Consider the following 18163-nt stretch of genomic DNA (forward strand, 5'->3'; position numbering starts at 1 on the left):
ATGCCCGGGATCGGCAGACTGGCGATCGTCAACCGCGGCGAACCCGCCAGACGGGTGCTGGACGCCGTCGCGGAGCTCAACCGCGACGGCACCGGCCCTCGCATGACCACGATCGTCCTGCACACAGACCTGGACACCGACGCCTGGTACACCAGCATGGCCGACGAAGCCCTCTCCCTCGGCCCCGCCACCTACCTCGACCCGCGTGACGGCCGTCGCAGATCCGCCTACCTCGACGAGGAACGCGTCATGCGCGCCCTGCGCGAGGCGCGGGCCGACGCGGTCTGGGTCGGCTGGGGCTTCCTGGCCGAGCACGCCTCGTTCGCCGGAAGATGCGAGGAGGCGGGCATCACCTTCGTCGGCCCGAGCAGCTCCACGATCCGCCTGCTCGGCGACAAGATCGCGGCCAAGCTCCTGGCGGAGAAGGCGGGCGTGCCGGTCGTCCCGTGGAGCGGCGGCCCGGTCACCGACCCCGCCCACCAGGCCGGGCAGCTCGGTTATCCCCTGGTCGTCAAGGCGGCGGCCGGGGGCGGCGGGCGCGGCATCAGGGTCGTCCGCGAGCCGGGGGAGCTGGATGGCGCCCTGTCCGCCGCCCGTGCCGAGGCGCAGGCCGCCTTCGGCGACCCGGCCGTCTTCCTCGAACGGCTCGTGGAGCGCGCCCGCCACGTCGAGGTGCAGATCATCGCCGACGCGTACGGGACGACCTGGGCCGTGGGCGTGCGCGACTGCAGCATCCAGCGGCGCAACCAGAAGGTCATCGAGGAGTCCGGCTCGACCGCCTTGACCCCGCAGGCCGAGCACGCCGTCCGTGAGGCGGCGGTGCGCCTGGCCCGCGAGGCCGGCTACCGCAACGCCGGGACGGTCGAGTTCCTCGTCGACCCGGCGACCGGAGCCCACCTGTTCATGGAGGTCAACACCCGGCTGCAGGTCGAGCACCCGGTCACCGAGGAGACCACGGGGGCGGACCTGGTCAAGCTGCAGCTCCACGTGGCCGGCGGCGGGCGCCTGACGGGCGAGCCGCCGTCCGGCCGCGGCTGGGCGGTGGAGGCCCGGCTGTGCGCGGAGGACCCCGAGCAGGGATTCGCACCCGCCCCCGGAAGGGTCGCGGTGTGGCGGCCGCCCGCGGGTCCCGGCATCCGGGTGGACGCGGGGGTGGCCGAGGGCGACGCCGTCGCGCCGGAGTTCGACTCCATGATCGCCAAGGTGGTGGCGTGGGGCGGCGACCGCGACGAGGCCATGGTCCGGCTGCGGCGCGCGCTGGCCGCGACCCGGCTGGTCATCGAGGGCGGCACGAGCAACCGCGCCTTCCTGCTGTCGCTGCTGGCCCGCGAGGAGGTACGGCTCGGCACCGCCGACAACCGATGGCTGGACCGGCTGACCACCGCCGGGGGACACCTGCCGGAGCCGGACCCGATCGCGGTGCTGCAGGCCGCCGTCGAGGCGTACGACGCCGACCACGAGGCCGAGCGCGCGGCCTTCCACGAAGCCGCCGGCCGGGGCCGCCCCGAGGCGCCCGAGGGCCTGGGCCGGCGGGCACGCCTGCGTTACCGCGGCCGCCGCTACGAGCCGCGCGTGCTGCGCACCGGCCCTGAGGAGTACCGGGTCGAGACCGCCGACGGGCCCGTGGACGTGGGCGTGCGGCGGCTCGGCGCGGGCGGACGGCGCCTGTCGTGCGGCGGCGCGGCGTACCGCACCCAGATCTCCGCCCTGGGCCCGGCCTATCTCGTGGAAGTCGAGCGGGACGGCGAGTGGGCCGCCCACCGCGTGCACCGCGACGACGGCGGCGTCGTCCGGGCCGCGCATCCGGCGTTCGTGGTCTGCGTCCTGGTGGCACCCGGCGACCGGGTGGCCGAGGGCGATCCGCTGGTCGTGCTGGAGAGCATGAAGCTGGAGTCCACGCTGGCCGCGCCCTTCGCGGGCGAGGTCGCCTCGATCGAGGCGGCGGCCAACACCCAGGTCGTGACCGGGCAGCCGCTGCTGCGCATCCGCGAGTCCGCCCGGCCCGCCACCTCGCCGGGCGTGCCCGTCTCCTTCGCGGCCCTGTGCCGGCCGGGCGGGGCCGTGTCCGGCTGCCGGACGGTCTACGCTGCCCTGTCCGGCTGCCTGCTCGGCTTCGACCTCGACCCGCGCGAGACCCGGCAGGCCGAGCTGACCGAGGCGCCCGCGGACCCGGAGCTGCTGGCCTGCGAGGAGGAGTTCCTGAGCCTGTTCGCCGACGTCTGCGCCCTGTACCGGCCGCTGCCCGAGCCCGAGGAGCCCGAGGCCGCCGCCGCCCAGGAGTACGTCCTGTCCTACCTGCAGTGGCTCGACCCCGACCGGGCCGGGCTCCCGCCATCCTTCCGCACCCGGCTCCAGCGTGTCCTGGCCAGGTACGGCGTCCTCAGCCTGGACCGGACGCCACAGCTCGAAGAGGCCGTGGTGTGGCTGTACCGCTCCTTCCGCCGCGCCCACGAGCTGGTTCCCGCCGTGGCGGCCGTGCTGGAGCGGCGGCTGCGCCACCGCGACCTGCCGCCGCCGGACCGGGAGCTGATGGCCCGGCTGGCTGTCGCCGCCCAGGTACGCCACCCCGTCGTCGCCGACCTGGCCAGGGACGTGCTCTTCCACTACTTCGACGAGCCCCAGCACGAGCGCGCCCTGGCCGCCGTGTACGCCGAGATGGAGGCGCACCTGGACGAGCTGGCGGCGGACCCGGGCAGGCCGGACCGCGACGACCTCATCGAGCGGCTCGTGTGGTGCCCGCAGCCGATGCGCGGCCCGCTGCTGGCCCGCTGGCAGAGCTCCAAGCCTGCCATCGTCCCGGAGATTTACATCCGGCGCTTCTACCGCACCCGCGAGCTGGAACGCCTCGGCTTCGACGGCTCGCTCGGCACCGCCGAGTACACCCACGACGGCGTCCCGTACCACGTGGTCGTGGCCTACACCCCGCTGGCCCGCGCGGGCGAGGCGTGCGCCGCCATCGCCGCGCACCTGGCGGGCGTGGATCCCGCGCGGCGGGTGATCGCCGAGCTGATGACCTGGCGGCCGGGGGAGCGGCCCGCCGCCGACGACACCCAGGCCGAGGTGGCGCGGCTGCTCGCGGGCCGGGACTTCGGCCGCCACGTCGAGCGGCTGTGCGTGACCGTCACCAGCGAACGCGGCGACGGCCCCGAGCACCACCGCACCCAGCACTTCGCCTACACCCAGACCCCCGAAGGTCTTGCGGAGGAACCCCTCTACCGCAACCTGCACCCCATGATCGCCGAACGGGCCGAGCTGTGGCGGCTGTCCGGCTTCACCCTCGAACGCCTGCGCTCGGCCGAGGACGTCTACCTCTTCCGCGGCGTCGCCAAGGACAACCCCGCCGACGTGCGGCTGTTCGCCATCGGCGAGGTCCGCGACCTGACACCCGTGCGCGACGCCGACGGCCGCGTCGTGTCCCTGCCCAGGCTGGAACGCATGGGGTTGCAGGCGCTGGCGGCCATGCGCGAGCACCTCGCCGCCACGCCGCCCGGCCGGCGTCCCCAGCCCAACCGCATCATCCTGTGCGTGCGCCCGCCGTTCGACGTGCCGAGAGCGGACTGGCCGCGGCTGGCCCAGCCGTTCGTGCCGCTGGCCGTCGGCGTGGGCCTGGACAAGCTGCTGCTTCAGGTCCGCCTGCCCGAACCCGCCGCCCTGCACGTGGAGGGCCTCGACGAGGACCGCGTCACCGTCCGCGAGGAGCCCTACGGCCACGAGCCGATCCGGCCGCTCACCGAGTACCGGCGCAAGGTGCTGCGGGCCCGGCGTTTCGGCGCCCCCTACCCGTACGAGATCATCAGAATGCTCGCACCGCCCGAGGCCACCCCCGGTGACTTCCCGCCGGGCACGTTCACCGAGCACGACCTCGCCGCGGACGGCACGCTCGTCCCCGTCACCCGGCCGGAGGGAGGCAACAGCGCCAATCTCGTCGTCGGCCTCATCACCAGCCGCACCGCCAAGGTGCCCGAGGGCATGACCAGGGTCGCCATCCTCGGCGACCCTACCCGCAGCCTCGGCTCACTGGCCGAGCCCGAGTGCCGGCGCGTCATCGCCGCGCTCGACCTGGCCGAGCGGCTGCGGGTGCCGGTCGAGTGGTTCGCGCTGTCGTCGGGGGCGCGGATCGCGATGGACAGTGGCACCGAGAACATGGACTGGATCGCCGCCGTGCTGCGCCGCCTCATCGAGTTCACACAAGGCGGCGGCGAGGTCAACGTCGTGGTCACCGGCGTGAACGTGGGCGCGCAACCGTACTGGAACGCCGAAGCCACCATGCTCATGCACACCCGCGGCATTCTCGTCATGGTCGCGGGCAGCGCCATGGTGCTGACGGGCAAGCAGGCGCTCGACTTCTCCGGCGGCGTGTCGGCCGACGACAACACCGGCATCGGCGGCTTCGAACGCATCATGGGCCCCAACGGGCAGGCCCAGTACGGAGCCGCCACCCTCGCCGAAGCGGGCCGCATCCTGCTGCGCCACTACGAGCACACCTACGTCGTGCCCGGCGAACGCTACCCGCGCAGGCGCCCGACCGCCGACCCGCCCGGCCGCGACGTCCGCGCGTCGCCGCACGCGGGCCCCGGCTTCGACACGGTCGGGGAGATCTTCTCCAGCACGCACAACGCCGAGCGCAAGAAGCCGTTCGACATCCGCTCCGTCATGCGCGCTCTGTGCGACACCGGCGCCGAGCCGCTGGAACGCTGGGCCCGCTGGCGCGACGCCGAGACCGCCGTCGTCTGGGACGGGCACGTCGGTGGCATCCCCGCCTGCGTGATCGGGCTGGAATCCGCGCCGCGGCCCCGGCACGGCTTCGTCCCCGCCGACGGGCCGCCCGCCTGGACGGCCGGCACCCTGTTCCCGCAGTCGTCGCGCAAGGTGGCCCGCGCGATCAACGCGGCCGGCGGCAACCGGCCCGTCGTGGTGCTGGCCAACCTGTCCGGGTTCGACGGGTCGCCGGAGTCGATGCGGCGCTGGCAGCTCGAGTACGGCGCCGAGATCGGGCGCGCGGTGACCAACTTCGCCGGCCCGATCGTGTTCGTGGTGGTCTCCCGGTATCACGGTGGCGCGTTCGTCGTGTTCTCCAAGCGGCTCAACCCGCACCTGGAGATCGCGGCCGTCGAGGGCTCCTACGCGTCCGTCATCGGCGGCGCGCCGGCTGCGGCCGTGGTGTTCGTCCGTGAGGTGCGCTCGCGTACCGAGCAGGATCCGCGCGTGGCGGCGGCCAGGGAATCGGGGCCGCGCTCGCGGCTCGTCGAGATCACCGAGGTGGTGCGGGCGGACAAGCTCCGCGAGGTGGCCGCCGAGTTCGACCAGGTGCACAGCATCCAGCGGGCACTGACGGTCGGCTCCGTCGATCACGTCATCCCGGCGGCCGGGCTGCGGCCCTACGTGATCGACGCGCTGGAACGCGGGATGGCGGCATCATGAGGTGGGCGTCATGAGGTGGCTCGCGCGCGGTGAGGAACACCTGCCCGCCGGGAACGCATGGTTGTCGGCGGGGGAGGCGGAGCGGGCGGCCGGGATGCGGTTCGCCAAGCGGCGCACCGAGTTCCTCGTCGCGCGCTGGACGGCCAAACAGGCCATGCGGCTGCTCTACCCCGCGCCGCCGTACGAGCTGGAGGTGCGCCATCATCCGAGCGGCGCGCCGGAGGCGTACCTGGCGGGCCGGCGGCTGCCGATCGGCATCTCCCTCACCGACCGGGCCGGCTGGGCGGTGTGCCTGCTCGGCCTGGAGCCCGGCGCCGTCGGCTGCGACCTGGAGCTGGTGGAGCCGCGCAGCGCCGGCTTCGTCGCCGACTACTTCACCCCCGCCGAGCGGGAGGTCATCGGCGCGGATCCGCTGCGGGCCAACCTGCTGTGGTCGGCCAAGGAGAGCGCGCTGAAGGTGCTGCGCACCGGGCTGCGCCGGGACACCCGCTCGGTGGAGGTGACGCTCGGCTGCGGCACCCCGGCCCAGCCGCCGGACGGATGGGCCGGGCTGACGGTGCGGGCCCAGGAGGGCAGGACGTTGCACGGGTGGTGGCGACGCTACGGCGACTTCCTCCTCACGGTGGCGGCCGACCGGCCGGTGCCGCCGCCGGGCTGCCTGGAGGACCCGCCCGCGCTGATCTCCGCGAGCCCGTCACACCACTGGCTGGCCCGCCCCCTGACCTGAGGAGGTGGCCCATGCGTGCGCAAGCCCCGCCAGCGAGATCACCCCTGGCGTTCTTCGCTCTGGTCTTCCTGCTCACCGTCCCGTTCCTGGCCCTGCACGCGCTGAGCGACGCGCAACTCCTGCCCGGCCTCCCGCCGGCGGCGCTCGCGGTCGTCTGCCCGGTCACCGCCGCGATGATCCTGGAGCATCGGCGCGGCGGACGGGCGAGCGTGGGAGCGCTGCTGCGCCGGTCCTTCGACTTCGCCCGGATCCCGGCCAAGGGCTGGTACGTGCCCATCCTGCTGCTGCATCCGGCAGTCCTCGTCGCGTCGTACGCCTATCTCCGGCTCTCCGGGGTCGAGGTGCCTGGTCCGCGGATCTCCCTGGTGCCGGTGCTGGCGATGGGCACCGCGTTCTTCGCGGCCGCCCTGTGCGAGGAGCTCGGCTGGACCGCGTACGCGGTCGACGCGTTGCGGGAGCGGTGGAGCGCGCCGGCAACGGCCCTGATCGTGGGATCGGTGTGGGCCGTCTGGCACTGGCCCGCCCTGCTGCAGGCGCACCGTACGGTGTCGTGGATCGCCTGGTGGTCGCTGGCCACGGTGGCGATGCGAGTGATCATGGTCTGGCTGTACGAGAACACCGGCAGGAGCGTCTTCGCCGTGACCCTCTTCCACATGGTGTCCAACCTGGGCTGGCAGGTGTTTCCCGTCCATGGCTCGTACTTCGATCAGCCTTCGGTCGCGGTCCTCCTGGCCCTGGTCGCCGTCGTCATCGTGGTGATCCGGGAGCCGGGGACCCTGGCGAAGCCCCGCCGAGGCCACGGCCGGTAGGGCGTCACGCGCCGTCCTGGGAATCCTGCCGGGTGAGGAGGAGGTGGACGGCCACGACACCGTCCACGCCCTCGGCGAGGAGGGTGGCGGTGCCGGGCTGGCTGTGCTCGGGAAAGGCACCGGAGATGGTGACGACGCCGTCGGTGACGGTGACGGTCAGGCCGAGCTCGTCGGCGCGGATGGCGTCCTTGACCTGGGTCAGCAGGTCGTGATCGGTGCGCAGGAAGACCGTGATGAGGTCGCGGCGGCTGACGATGCCGACGAGGCGGCCATCGGTGCCGATGACGGGCAGGCGCTTGACGCCGTGGCGGTCCATCTGCCGGGCGGCCGTCACGACGGACGCGTCGGGGGTGATGACCTGGGCGGGCGAGGTCATGAGCTCGCCGGCCGACTCGCCCGTGGGCTCATGATCGCCGCTGCTCGCGCTGTGGCGCAGCCGGGTGCGCAGCGCAGGCCGGTAGCCGTCGCCATGGAACCGCTCCTTGAACTCCTCCTTGGCCAGAAGGTCGGCCTCGGAGACGATGCCCAGGACCCGGTCATCGTCGTCCACGACGGGCACACCGCTGACGCCTCTGCTGATGAGCAGCTCGGCCACGGCGTGGAAGGGCGTCTGGCGGCGGACGGTCGCCACATCGGTGGTCATCACGTCCCGAACGGTGATCTTCATCATGGTGTTCCCCTCGGCTGCCGGGGTCCTCACCCCATCGCACCCCGCGGTGGTCGGCGGCCGTAGGGCCGGAAGTCCCGGACGCCCCCGGCATAGGTCAGCCCCCACGACCCGCCTGATCAGTGAGACGGACGAAAGGCGGTACGGGCTCTCCACTTCCCGCCCCGCTCAAGGCACTCATCGCCCATTCAGCATCGGACAGGATGGAATCGCGCGTCCAGGCCGAGAGCGTGGCCTGGGACGAACTGACCCTCTGGCAGCGCCGATACTCCGAGCTGCGGATCAGCGTCGAGTTCAGCGACGAACCGCCCCGTCCGGCGCTGCTGGAGGCCGCCCGCAAGGCGCGCCTGGTGGTCGTCGGCGCACGTGGTCTCGGCGAGTTGCGCGGGCTGTTGCTCGGATCGGTCAGCCAGGCGATGGCGCACCAGGCGCCCTGCCCGGTCGCGGTGGTCCACAGGTCACGAAACGGCAGCTACTGAGCACCGGCACCAGTTTTGGCGCGACCGGACAGCGCCGGATCCGGGACGAAGGTCCCACCGGGCCGGGGCCGTACGGCTCTGCAAGAAGATGATCGCCTGGGATGTGCTTGAGGTGTGCCAAGGAAGACGCTTTCACCTCGAAAGGGGGCCGTCATGGCCACCACCGCCACTTCACCTGTCACGCAGGTCACCACCGCACACCGTCCGGTCGACTACGTCTGGGCGATCGCCCGGATCTCGCTCGGCTGGATCTTCCTGTGGGCGTTCCTCGACAAGCTGTTCGGCTGGAGCTTCGCGACTCCCGCCGCCAAGGCGTGGATCGTGGGCGGCAGCCCGACGACCGGCTTCCTGAAGGGGACCGGCGAGAACGCTCTGGGCGGCTTCTTCTCCGGCCTGGCTGGGCAGCCGTGGGTGGACTGGCTGTTCATGGCCGGTCTGCTGGGCATCGGCCTGGCGCTGATCCTGGGCGTCGGGACGAAGATCGCCGCGGGTGCGGGCACGGTCATGCTCGTGCTCATGTGGGCCGCGGAGCTGCCCCTGGCCAACAACCCGATCATCGACGACCACATCATCTACTCGATCGTCCTCATCGGCCTGGCGCTTGCCGGAGCCGGCCGGACCTGGGGCCTGGGCAACCTGCCGATCGTCCGGCGCAACGCCTGGCTCCAGTAGTGCGTACGAAGCCTGGCTCCAGTAGTGCGTACGAACAGGCGCCCACCTCCGCAGCGGAGGTGGGCGTCATGCTGTGCGGGGTGCTGTGCGGGCCCGAAGACCCCTGCCACGCAGACCTTCGCCCCTCCAGCGCAGGCAGCTGTTTCCGGGAGGGTGAAGAAGACGGATCACCTCAACCGAAGAACCGGGTGATCACCATGAAGGCCGTAGTGCGTGAACGGCTCGTCGTGTGCGGGGCACGGTCATGAGACACACTCCTGGTCCGGCGACCTCCACCCGTCTGATCGCGGATCCCCGGGAGCCCCTGCCGCTGCTGCGCAAGGAACTCCACACAGGCCCCCGCGGCCTTTCGGACCGGGAAGCCGTCCGGCGGCTGGCCGTCTACGGCCCCAACACCGTGCGCCAGACGCGGCGTTCCTCGCTCCTCGCCCAGCTCGGCAGGCAGCTCGCCCATCCGCTGGCGCTGCTGCTGTGGGCCGCGGGCGGCCTGGCGTTCGTGGCTGACATGCCGGTGCTCGGCTGGGCGATCCTCGCAGTGATCGTGGTGAACGCCGCGTTCGCCCTGCTGCAGGAGCGCCAGGCCGAGCGGGCGGTGCAGGCACTGGCGGCCTACCTGCCCGAACGCGCCCAGGTTGTCCGCAACGGCCGAACCCAGGCCGTGGAGGCCGCCGGGCTGGTGCCGGGCGACCTGGTGGAGCTGGAAGAAGGCGACAAGGTGGCGGCGGACGCCCGCCTGACCGAGGGCGCCCTGGAGATCGACATGTCGATGCTGACCGGCGAGTCCGCTCCGGTGGAACGAGTGGCCGGTCCCGCCGAGGACGGCGTCGCCCTGCTGCGCGAGCCGAACCTCGTCTTCAGCGGCACCACCTGCGTCGGCGGCCAGGCGCGGGCCATCGTGTTCGCCACCGGCGGGCACACCGAGCTCGGGCGGATCGCGTCGCTCAGCCAGCGGGGCCGGCGCCGGGACAGCCCGCTGGAAATCCAGGTCAAGCGGGTGGCCTGGCTGATCGCCGCGGTCGCCGTGGCTGTGGGCGTGCTCTTCCTCCTGGTGGGGGCTCTGGTGGGGCTGCCGCTCACCGACGCGCTGATGTTCGCGATCGGGCTGCTGGTGGCCAATGTTCCCGAAGGGTTGCTGCCGACCATCACCCTCGCGCTGGCGGTCGGGGTGCGGGTGCTCGCCCGCCGGGGCGCGGTGGTCAAACGGCTCAGCGCCGTGGAGACCCTTGGCTCCACCAACGTCATCTGCACCGACAAGACCGGGACGCTGACCGCGAACCGGATGCGCCTGCAGGCGTACTGGACCCCCGGCTCCGGCATCGTGTCAGGCTCCCCGCCGCCCGCCGAGCTCGGGCGGCCCATGAGCGACTGCACCACCGTCTCACGCGGTGACGACGGCCGGCTGCGGGGCGACCCCACCGAGATCGCGCTGGTCGAAGGCGCCGGGCCGCCGGACCTGACCGGCAGGGACGAGCGCCGGCGTGCGGTGTTCCGCTTCGACGCCCGCCTGCGCCTGATGTCCACCGTCAGCCGGCACGACGACCGGCTGACGGTCAACGTCAAAGGTGCGCCCGAAGCCGTACTGGCCCGCACCGGCCTTACAGATCCCGCCGACGTGCTCGCCGCCGTCGACGACCTGGCCCACCTCGGATTACGCGTCCTGGCGATCGCCGCCCGCGACCTGCCCGCCGGCGCTGCCGTCCCCGCCCGCCGGGAGGACGCGGAGACCGGCCTTCACCTCCTGGGCCTGGTCGGCCTGTACGACCCACCCCGGCCGGAAGCGGCAGAGGCGGTGGCCCGCTGCCACGAGGCCGGGCTGCGCGTGCACGTCGTCACCGGCGACAACGGGGCGACCGCCGCCGCGGTGGCCGCCGAGGTCGGCATCGGCGTGCCCCGCCTGACCGTGGTCGCCGAGGCCGAGCAGCTCCACGACCACGACCTGGACGAGCTACTGACCGGCGACGCCGAGATCGTCTTCGCCCGCTCCTCCCCGGAGACCAAGCTGAAGGTCGCCGACGCGCTGCGCGCGCACTGCCAGATCGTGGCCATGACCGGCGACGGCGCAAACGACGCCCCGCCCTGCACGCCGCCCACATCGGGGTGGCGATGGGCGCCTCCGGCACCGACGTGGCCCGCGAAGCCGCCACCCTGGTGCTCACCGACGACAACTTCGCCACCATCGTCGCCGCCATCGAATCCGGCCGCCGCGTCTACGACAACGTCCGCAAGTTCATCCTCTACATCTTCGCCCACGCCATCCCCGAGATCGTTCCCTTCCTGATCTTCGCGCTGAGCGGCGGCGCCATTCCACTACCCCTGACCGTCCTGCAGATCCTGGCCATCGACCTCGGCACCGAGACGCTGCCCGCGCTGGCGCTGGGCCGCGAGCCCGCCGAGCCCGGCCTCATGACCCGCCCGCCCCGGCCCGCCTCCCAAGGCGTCATCTCGCGCGACATGCTGATCCGCGCCTGGGGTTACCTCGGGCTCGTCTCCGCCGCCCTGGTCATGGGCGTCTTCTTCTACGTGCTCTGGCGTGCCGGCTGGCAGCCGGGCGACCCCACCGGCGCGGGCACCCCGTTGCACCAGGCGTACCTGACGGCCACAACGGCGACGTTCGCCGGGCTGGTCACCTGCCAGATCGGCACCGCGATGGCCGCCCGCACCGACCACGCCTCGCTCCGCCAGGTCGGGCTGACCTCCAACCCGTTGTTGCTCGGCGGCATCGCCTTCGAGCTGGCCTTCGCCGCGGCTCTCGTCTACCTGCCGCCGCTCCAGCACCTGTTCGGCACCGCCGCGCTCCCGCCCGACGTCCTGGCCATCATCGCCACCTTCCCGGTCATCGTCTGGGGCACCGACGAGCTGCGGCGCTGGGCCCGCCGGTCACGGACGCCTTGTTAGCTCGGGCTGCACGCGAGCCCGGTGCCGGTGATTCATCCCGCGCGATCCGGCCGAACTGCCGGCACGGTACAGGTTTCAGCGAGGCGACTTCTGATCAAAGGCGCCGTACCGCGTCGGCCGGAAGAGCCCTTGGAGGGGCCGCGGGCCGTGCGGTCTGGACGGTAGGCACCTCCACTGTCCGCATCGTTCGCACTGTCCGCGACGAAGCGGCTTCGCAGAGTTACAAACGCCTCACCGGGCCGCTGTGCCGGAATCAGCTGGACGCACGCATATTAAAGGGACTGTAAGTAACTTCAACGGCGCACTGAGTGATATCGCGCCAAGAAGGAGGTTCCATGCATGTTCTCGCCCGGCTGCTGATGGCCGGTCTGCTGGCCCTGGCCGGCCTCACCGCCCTGAGCGGCGGATCAGCGCACGCCGACTCGCCCCTGGCCGACTGTCCCGGCTACGCCCAGCAGGACTTCAACCCCGGCATGAAACTGCTGCCCCAGAACATCACCTTCCACGCCGAAGGCGACTTCGGCCCCTGCCTGACCGCCGCGCTCGATCCCGACCACGCCTTCGCCAGCTACCAAGCCGGCGGCAGCGGCACCCTGAGCTGCCTGGTCAGCCTGCCCGTGTCCGGCGTGTCCGGCACCGTCGCCTGGAAGAGCACCAGCGGCAACAACACCGGCACCTCGCACTTCAGCGGCGGCATCTCCCTGACCGAGCGTCCCACCGGTCAGAACGTGGTCATCGTCGTGGCCGACATCACCTCGGGCCCCTTCGCCGGCCGCAAACTCGTCTACGAGATCGCCCTGCTCAACACCGACCTCGCCGCCTGCGCCACCACGAACGGACTCCAGACCGTCGCAGGCCCGGCCAACCTCACCGTCCTGCCACTCTGACCCCCGGCAGCGAAATCTCATGGCCGGCGAAGACGCGACGGACACTACCGAACGGAGACCGTTCATGTCCCGACTCTTGCGCGCGCTCGCCCTTCCGCTGGCCGTCGTCCTGGGCGCCGTCCTGCTGGCTTCCGCCCCTGCCTCCGCAGGGGTGCTGGATGTCACCTGCACCCCGCCCAGCACTACCTCGGCCGTCTACAACCCCCCGCTGACCTTGACCCCACAGCCCACCACCGTCACCCTGTCCGATCAGTACGGACCCTGCGTCTCAGTCAGCGTGCCCGCCCTATCCTCCGGCAGCGCCGGCAGCCAGTTCCCGGTCGCCGGGCTCTCCTGCCTGGAATTGCTGCAGCCCAGCAGCTTCACCAGCACCATCACGTGGAACACTGGCCAGACCTCTACCTTCTCCGGCAACACAACCGCCGAATTTGTCGGTGCCGCCCTGGTGGTCACCTCCACCGGCACAGTCACTTCGGGCCTGTTCGCGGGCGACACCGTGCTGAGGGTGGTGACGGTCCCGGATCTCAACATCACGTTGTGCACTCTGGGCCTGGCGCCGGTCGCCAGCCATACCGGCAGCATGATGCTGGAGTTCACCACCTCCCTGTGAGCAGCGCACCTGCTGGTCCGCAACCACGAAGCCCCGTCCGCGACACAGGAATTCGAGCGACCTCCATGGAGCCCGCCACCTCCAAGGAATCGCCAATGCGCGTCCGCCGTATCCTCGCCATCTTGGCCTCGATCCCCCTCACGGCCGGCCTGCTGCCGCCCACCCCCGCCTCGGCGGATGCCCTGGACGTCACCTGTACCCCGCCCAGCAGCGTCGCGGTCACCTACAGCCCGCCCCTGACGGCATCCCCGCAGACCGTCACCTCGACCACGAACCAGCAGTACGGGCCGTGCGTGTCGGCCGGCGTCCCCGGCCTCACCTCCGGCAGCCGTTACACCGTCGTCACCTCCTCCGGCCTGTCCTGCCTGGAACTGCTGGCCGCCAGGCCCTTCGCCTTCACCATCACCTGGAACACCGGCCAGACCTCAACGATCTCCGGCAATCTGGTCGCCAACCTCGCGGCCGGCGTGCTCACCGGCACCGTCACCTCCGGCCTGTTCGCCGGCGACACCGTGGTCCAGCAGCAGGTCGGCGCCGCGCCGTCTAGAGGCCTTGAGGCCGCCTCTCACCCGTTCGTCGGCGGCATCGGGGAGACCGTGGGGAGACCGTACGCCGCGGACACCCCCGGCTCAGACGCGCTCGCGCCGAGGACGGCGTGTGAGGTGCGGGCGGGTGCCGGTCACATGGCCTGATCAGGGTGGCCTCACGGCCGTGACCTGTGCGAGCGCGATTCTGGGTGGCGCGCTGGGGACTCCAGTTGGAAACGACAACGGTTTTCATTATAGAGTCCTCTCTCATGGATTGGTTGTTTGATCCCTTTCAGGTGTCGTTTGTCCGGCAAGCGCTCTGGGCGGGCCTCCTCGTCTCCCTCCTCTGCGCCCTGGCCGGAACCTGGGTGGTGCTGCGCGGCATGGCCTTCCTGGGCGACGCGATGTCGCACGGGATGCTCCTCGGCGTGGCGCTCGCCTCCCTGGCAGGGGTGAACGTCCTGGTCGGCGCGCTGCTCAGTGCGGGCGGCATGGCGTACGGGGTGAGCGTCCTCAGCCGCTCCACCCGGCTGTCGCAGGACACCAGCATCGGCCTGCTGTTCGCCGGGATGTTGTCGCTGGGCGTGATCGTCGTCTCGCACTCCCAGTCCTTCGCGGTGGACCTGACCGCGTTCCTGTTCGGCGACGTGCTCGCCGTCACCGGGCAGGACCTGGCCGGGCTCGGCGTGGCGCTGGCGGTCACGGCGGCGGTGGCGGTGCTCGGGCATCGGCTGTTCGTCGCGCTCGCCTTCGACCCGCGCAAGGCCCACACCCTCGGCATGTGGCCGCGGCTGGCGCACGTCCTGCTGCTCGGGCTGGTGACGCTGGCGATCGTGGCGTCGTTCCACATCGTCGGGACGCTGCTCGTCTTCGGCCTGCTGATCGGGCCGCCGGCCGCCGCCGCGCTGTGGGCGCGGCGCATTCCGACGATCATGCTCGGGGCGGCACTGATCGGGTCCGTCTCGACCGTGGCCGGGCTGGTCGTGTCCTGGTACGCGGCCACGGCGGCCGGCGCCACCATCGCGGCCGTGGCCGTCGGGCTGTTCTTCCTGTCCGCGCTGGCTGATGCCCTGCGGCGGCGGCCTGTGCGCGTGGCGGGAGCGGTGAGTTGAGGAGGACGGTCGGCCTTCTCCTGGCGGGGGTCCTGCTCACGGGTTGTGCCACGCAGGGTGAAGGCAGGGCGGTGGAGGACGCGGCGGTTCCGCACGGGTACGTCGAGGGCGCGGAGGAGACGGCCGAGCCGCAGCTCCGCCTCGTCATGTCGGACGGCGACGCCCGCGCGTCGGTGTACGACCTGGTCACCGGCGAGGCGACCGAGGTCGCGGCGGGTGGCGTGCGAGAGGTCGAGGGGGACGGGCGGTACGCCTTCGTCACCACTGCCGAGGGTGCGCTGCGCGTGATCGACAGCGGCGGGTGGACGGTCGATCACGGCGACCACGTGCACTACTACCGCGCCGCCGCGCGCGATCTGGGGACGGTCGCGGGACGGCCGCCGTACGAGGTGACGGGCGACGTGGCGATCACCGCCGTCCGGTCGGGCGACGGCACGGTGACGCTGTTCGACCGGGCCCGCATGGACAAGGGCGAGCTGGCCGGGACGGGCGTCCGGTTCGAGGCCGACGCCGTGGTGCCGTACGGGGAGCGGCTGCTGGCCGCGCAGGACGACACCGTGCAGGTCAGAGCCAGGACGGGGGAGCCCGGCAGCACCGTCGGCAGGTGCGAGGACCCGGCGGGGACGGCGGTCACCCGGCGCGGCGCGCTGTTCGGCTGCGCCGACGGGGCCCTGCTGGTCACCGAGAAGGACGGAGCGTTCGACGGCGTGAAGATCCGCTATCCGGGCGAGACGCCCGAGGCCGGGCGGGCGCGGGAGTTCCGGCACCGCCCCGGTAGTGCGACGCTGGCCGCGAAGGCCGGAGACGCGGGCGTCTGGGTGCTGGACGTGACCGGCAGGACGTGGCGGCTGCTGAAGACCGGCCCCGTCGTCGCGGTGAACGCCACCGGCGACGACACGCCGGTCCTGTCCCTCACCCAGGACGGCGTCCTGCACGCGCACGATCCCCGCACCGGCAAGCGGACGGCGCGGACGAAGCTGCTCACCGGCCCGGCGGCGGGCTCGGAAGGCATCCGGGTGGACACCGCCCGCGCCTACGTCAACGACCCGGCACGCGAGGTCGTCCACGAGATCGACTACAACGACGGGCTCCGGCGCGCCAGGACGCTCAAGCCCGGCCTCACCCCCGCCCACATGACGGAGACCGGACGATGAACGCCCTGCTGAGGCCTACATGACGGAGACCGGACGATGAACGCCCTGCTCAGGCCTACATGACGGAGACCGGATGATGAACGCCCTGCTCAGAATCCTGGCGGCGCTCGCCGTCGCGACGGCGGCGGCCGGCTGCGCGGCCGGCGGCGGGCCGGCGCCGAGCGTCGTGGTCACCACGAACATCCTCGGCGACGTCACCCGCGCCGTCGTCGGCGGCGAGGCGGAGGTGACCGTGCTGATGAAGCCGGACTCCGACCCGCACTCGTTCGGCGTCTCCGCGCAGGAGGCCGCGCGGATCGAGGCCGCCGACCTGATCGTCTACAACGGGCTCGGCCTGGAGGAGGGCGTGCTGCGCAACGTCGAGGCGGCGAAACGGGCCGGGGTGCCCGCGCTGGCCGTGGCGGAGGCGGCCGACCCGATCACGTTCACCGCCGACGAGAGCGCCGGGCAGCCCGACCCGCACTTCTGGACCGATCCCGGTCGCGTGGCCAAGGCCGTGGACCTCATCGCCGAGCAGGTCGTCGCCCAAGTGGACGGCGTGGACGCCGGCGCGGTGCGGGCAGCCGCCGCGGCGTACCGCGAGCAGGTCGAGCAGCTCGACGCCTGGGTCGGGCAGCAGGTCGCCACCGTGCCCGCCGGAGCGCGGCGGCTGGTGACCAACCATCACGTGTTCGGCTACTTCGCCCAGCGGTACGGCTTCGAGGTCGTCGGCGCGGTGATCCCCAGTGGCACCACGCTGGCCTCGCCGAGCGCCTCGGACCTGAAGTCGCTCAGCGACGCGATCCGGCGCACCGGCGTCAAGGCGATCTTCGCCGACTCCTCGCAGCCGGACCGGCTCACCCAGGTGCTCGCCTTGGAGGCGGGCGTGGACGTCGAGGTCGTCCCCCTGTTCTCGGAGTCGCTGAGCCGCAGGACGCCGGGCGCGGCCACGTACCTCGACATGGTGCGCAGCAACACGAAAGCCATCGTCGACGGCCTCAGCGGCCGTTGACACCCCCTCACAACAGAAAGGTGCACCACCCATGACCCGGATCGCCGCCCCGGCGACGCTGCTCGCCGGAGCCCTCCTGCTCACCGCCTGCGGTGCCGCGCAGGAGCCCGCGTCCGCGCAGCTCCCGACCGCGCAGCCTCCGACGACGGCCCCGCAGAAGACGGTTACGGACCCCGTCGTGATGACCTACGACGGCGGCCTGTACGTCGTCGACGGGCAGAGCCTGGAGCTGGCCCAGGACATCCCGCTCGCCGGGTACAACCGCGTCAACCCCGCGGGCGACGCCCGGCACGTGCTCGTCTCCACCTCGACCGGCTTCCGCGTCCTCGACGCCGCCTCCGCCACGCTGAAGAGCGACGAGTTCAAGGGCGCCAAGCCGGGGCACGTGGTCCGGCACGCCGGCACCACCGTCCTGTTCGCGGACGGCACCGGCGAGGTCACCCTCTTCGACCCGGACGAGCTGGCCGCCGGCCTGCCCCAGGGCGAGGTGTACAGGGCCGCCAGCGCCCACCACGGCGTCGCGATCAAGCTGGAGAACGGCGAGCTGGTCGTCACGATCGGCACCGAGGAGAAGCGCACCGGCATCCTCGTCCTGGACAAGGACCGCAAGGAGATCACCCGCAACGAGGACTGCCCCGGCGTCCACGGCGAGGCCACCGCCCAGGGCGAGGCGGTCGTGATCGGCTGCGAGGACGGCGTCCTGCTCTACAAGGACGGGAAGATCACCAAGATCGACAGCCCGGACGAGTACGGCAGGATCGGCAACCAGTCCGGCTCCCACCTGTCACCGGTCGTCCTCGGCGACTACAAGAAGGACCCGGACGCCGAGCTGGAACGCCCCACCCAGATCTCCCTCATCGACACCGCGACCGGCAAGCTGAAACTGGTGGACCTGGGCGCCAGCTACACGTTCCGGTCGCTGGCGCGCGGCCCGCAGGGCGAACCCCTCGTCCTCGGGACCGACGGGGCCGTCCACGTCATCGACCCGGGCGCGGGGAAGGTCGTCAGGACCATCAAGGTGCTCGACGAGTGGACGGAACCGCTGGAGTGGCAGCGGCCCAGGCCGAACATCTTCGTCCGCGGCCAGGTCGTGTACGTGAGCGACCCGGAGGGCAAGCGGCTGCACGCCGTGGACTTCGCCTCGGGGAAGGTCACCAAGAGCACCTCACTGCCGCAGGCCCCGAACGAGCTCAGCGGCGTCGCGAGCTGAGA

General features: G+C 72.2%; 15 protein-coding genes. 14 read left to right on the forward strand and 1 reads right to left on the reverse strand.

The genetic code is table 11. The features are described from left to right. Genes FXF51_RS32060 through FXF51_RS32070 form a run of 3 tightly spaced genes read left to right on the forward strand, consistent with a single transcriptional unit; the run spans nucleotide 1 to nucleotide 6957 of the window. Nucleotides 1–5421: a carboxyl transferase domain-containing protein gene (locus FXF51_RS32060; protein WP_148438423.1), complete on the forward strand. Its 5421-nt coding sequence runs from the start codon at nucleotides 1–3 to the stop codon at nucleotides 5419–5421. Nucleotides 5422–5431: 10 nt separating this feature from the next. Further along, entirely contained in the window at nucleotides 5432–6148 is a 717-nt protein-coding gene (locus tag FXF51_RS32065) for a 4'-phosphopantetheinyl transferase family protein (RefSeq protein ID WP_148438424.1), read from the forward strand. An 11-nt stretch (nucleotides 6149–6159) separates the two neighbouring features. Next, entirely contained in the window at nucleotides 6160–6957 is a 798-nt protein-coding gene (locus tag FXF51_RS32070; protein WP_187414678.1) for a CPBP family intramembrane glutamic endopeptidase, read from the forward strand. Nucleotides 6958–6961: 4 nt separating this feature from the next. Here the strand turns inward: FXF51_RS32070 and FXF51_RS32075 are convergent, their stop codons facing one another. Beyond that, entirely contained in the window at nucleotides 6962–7627 is a 666-nt protein-coding gene (locus tag FXF51_RS32075) for a CBS domain-containing protein (protein ID WP_148438426.1), read from the reverse strand. A 119-nt stretch (nucleotides 7628–7746) separates the two neighbouring features. Between FXF51_RS32075 and FXF51_RS32080 the strand changes: the two genes are divergently transcribed. The 11 genes from FXF51_RS32080 to aztD all read left to right on the forward strand — a co-directional run bounded on the left by FXF51_RS32080 (nucleotide 7747) and on the right by aztD (nucleotide 18161). Next, nucleotides 7747–8103 carry a universal stress protein gene (locus FXF51_RS32080; protein ID WP_411268392.1) on the forward strand — a complete coding sequence of 119 codons (357 nt, stop codon included), beginning with the start codon at nucleotides 7747–7749 and terminating at the stop codon, nucleotides 8101–8103. A 153-nt stretch (nucleotides 8104–8256) separates the two neighbouring features. Further along, entirely contained in the window at nucleotides 8257–8775 is a 519-nt protein-coding gene (locus FXF51_RS32085) for a DoxX family membrane protein (RefSeq protein WP_148438428.1), read from the forward strand. A gap of 244 nt (nucleotides 8776–9019) precedes the next feature. Next, nucleotides 9020–11053: a cation-translocating P-type ATPase gene (locus FXF51_RS32090; protein ID WP_222871557.1), complete on the forward strand. Its 2034-nt coding sequence runs from the start codon at nucleotides 9020–9022 to the stop codon at nucleotides 11051–11053. Between the two features lie 35 nt (nucleotides 11054–11088). After that, a complete protein-coding gene (locus FXF51_RS62890; RefSeq protein WP_262379991.1) occupies nucleotides 11089–11670 on the forward strand; it encodes a cation-translocating P-type ATPase C-terminal domain-containing protein in 582 nt (193 codons plus the stop codon). A gap of 335 nt (nucleotides 11671–12005) precedes the next feature. Further along, on the forward strand, nucleotides 12006–12557 hold the full coding sequence (locus FXF51_RS32095; protein WP_148438429.1) for a hypothetical protein: 552 nt from the start codon (nucleotides 12006–12008) through the stop codon (nucleotides 12555–12557). Nucleotides 12558–12621: 64 nt separating this feature from the next. Continuing rightward, nucleotides 12622–13167 carry a hypothetical protein gene (locus tag FXF51_RS32100; protein ID WP_148438430.1) on the forward strand — a complete coding sequence of 182 codons (546 nt, stop codon included), beginning with the start codon at nucleotides 12622–12624 and terminating at the stop codon, nucleotides 13165–13167. Nucleotides 13168–13289: 122 nt separating this feature from the next. After that, nucleotides 13290–13859 (forward strand): hypothetical protein, encoded by a 570-nt coding sequence (locus FXF51_RS32105; RefSeq protein WP_148438431.1) that lies wholly within the window; start codon nucleotides 13290–13292, stop codon nucleotides 13857–13859. 104 nt (nucleotides 13860–13963) lie between these two features. Continuing rightward, nucleotides 13964–14806: a zinc ABC transporter permease AztB gene (gene aztB / locus FXF51_RS32110; protein WP_148438432.1), complete on the forward strand. Its 843-nt coding sequence runs from the start codon at nucleotides 13964–13966 to the stop codon at nucleotides 14804–14806. After that, nucleotides 14803–15960 (forward strand): hypothetical protein, encoded by a 1158-nt coding sequence (locus FXF51_RS32115; protein WP_148438433.1) that lies wholly within the window; start codon nucleotides 14803–14805, stop codon nucleotides 15958–15960. The genes aztB and FXF51_RS32115 overlap by 4 nt, the downstream gene beginning before the upstream one ends. 76 nt (nucleotides 15961–16036) lie before the next feature. After that, entirely contained in the window at nucleotides 16037–16951 is a 915-nt protein-coding gene (aztC, locus tag FXF51_RS32120) for a zinc ABC transporter substrate-binding protein AztC (protein WP_148438497.1), read from the forward strand. A 31-nt stretch (nucleotides 16952–16982) separates the two neighbouring features. Beyond that, a complete protein-coding gene (gene aztD, locus FXF51_RS32125) occupies nucleotides 16983–18161 on the forward strand; it encodes a zinc metallochaperone AztD (protein WP_148438434.1) in 1179 nt (392 codons plus the stop codon). The last annotated feature ends 2 nt before the right edge of the window (nucleotides 18162–18163 follow it).

Source organism: Nonomuraea sp. PA05, from assembly GCF_008086045.1.
GTDB lineage: Bacteria > Actinomycetota > Actinomycetes > Streptosporangiales > Streptosporangiaceae > Nonomuraea > Nonomuraea monospora.

Excerpts from the sequence above, each read along its gene's own strand:
- aztC (WP_148438497.1), top strand. The coding sequence starts at position 16,037 with ATGAACGCCCTGCTCAGAATCCTGGCGGCGCTCGCCGTCGCGACGGCG.
- FXF51_RS32085 (WP_148438428.1), top strand. The coding sequence starts at position 8,257 with ATGGCCACCACCGCCACTTCACCTGTCACGCAGGTCACCACCGCACAC.
- FXF51_RS32070 (WP_187414678.1), top strand. The coding sequence starts at position 6,160 with ATGCGTGCGCAAGCCCCGCCAGCGAGATCACCCCTGGCGTTCTTCGCT.
- aztB (WP_148438432.1), top strand. The coding sequence starts at position 13,964 with ATGGATTGGTTGTTTGATCCCTTTCAGGTGTCGTTTGTCCGGCAAGCG.
- FXF51_RS32090 (WP_222871557.1), top strand. The coding sequence starts at position 9,020 with ATGAGACACACTCCTGGTCCGGCGACCTCCACCCGTCTGATCGCGGAT.
- FXF51_RS32095 (WP_148438429.1), top strand. The coding sequence starts at position 12,006 with ATGCATGTTCTCGCCCGGCTGCTGATGGCCGGTCTGCTGGCCCTGGCC.
- FXF51_RS32060 (WP_148438423.1), top strand. The coding sequence starts at position 1 with ATGCCCGGGATCGGCAGACTGGCGATCGTCAACCGCGGCGAACCCGCC.
- aztD (WP_148438434.1), top strand. The coding sequence starts at position 16,983 with ATGACCCGGATCGCCGCCCCGGCGACGCTGCTCGCCGGAGCCCTCCTG.
- FXF51_RS32100 (WP_148438430.1), top strand. The coding sequence starts at position 12,622 with ATGTCCCGACTCTTGCGCGCGCTCGCCCTTCCGCTGGCCGTCGTCCTG.
- FXF51_RS32065 (WP_148438424.1), top strand. The coding sequence starts at position 5,432 with ATGAGGTGGCTCGCGCGCGGTGAGGAACACCTGCCCGCCGGGAACGCA.
- FXF51_RS32075 (WP_148438426.1), bottom strand. The coding sequence starts at position 7,627 with ATGATGAAGATCACCGTTCGGGACGTGATGACCACCGATGTGGCGACC.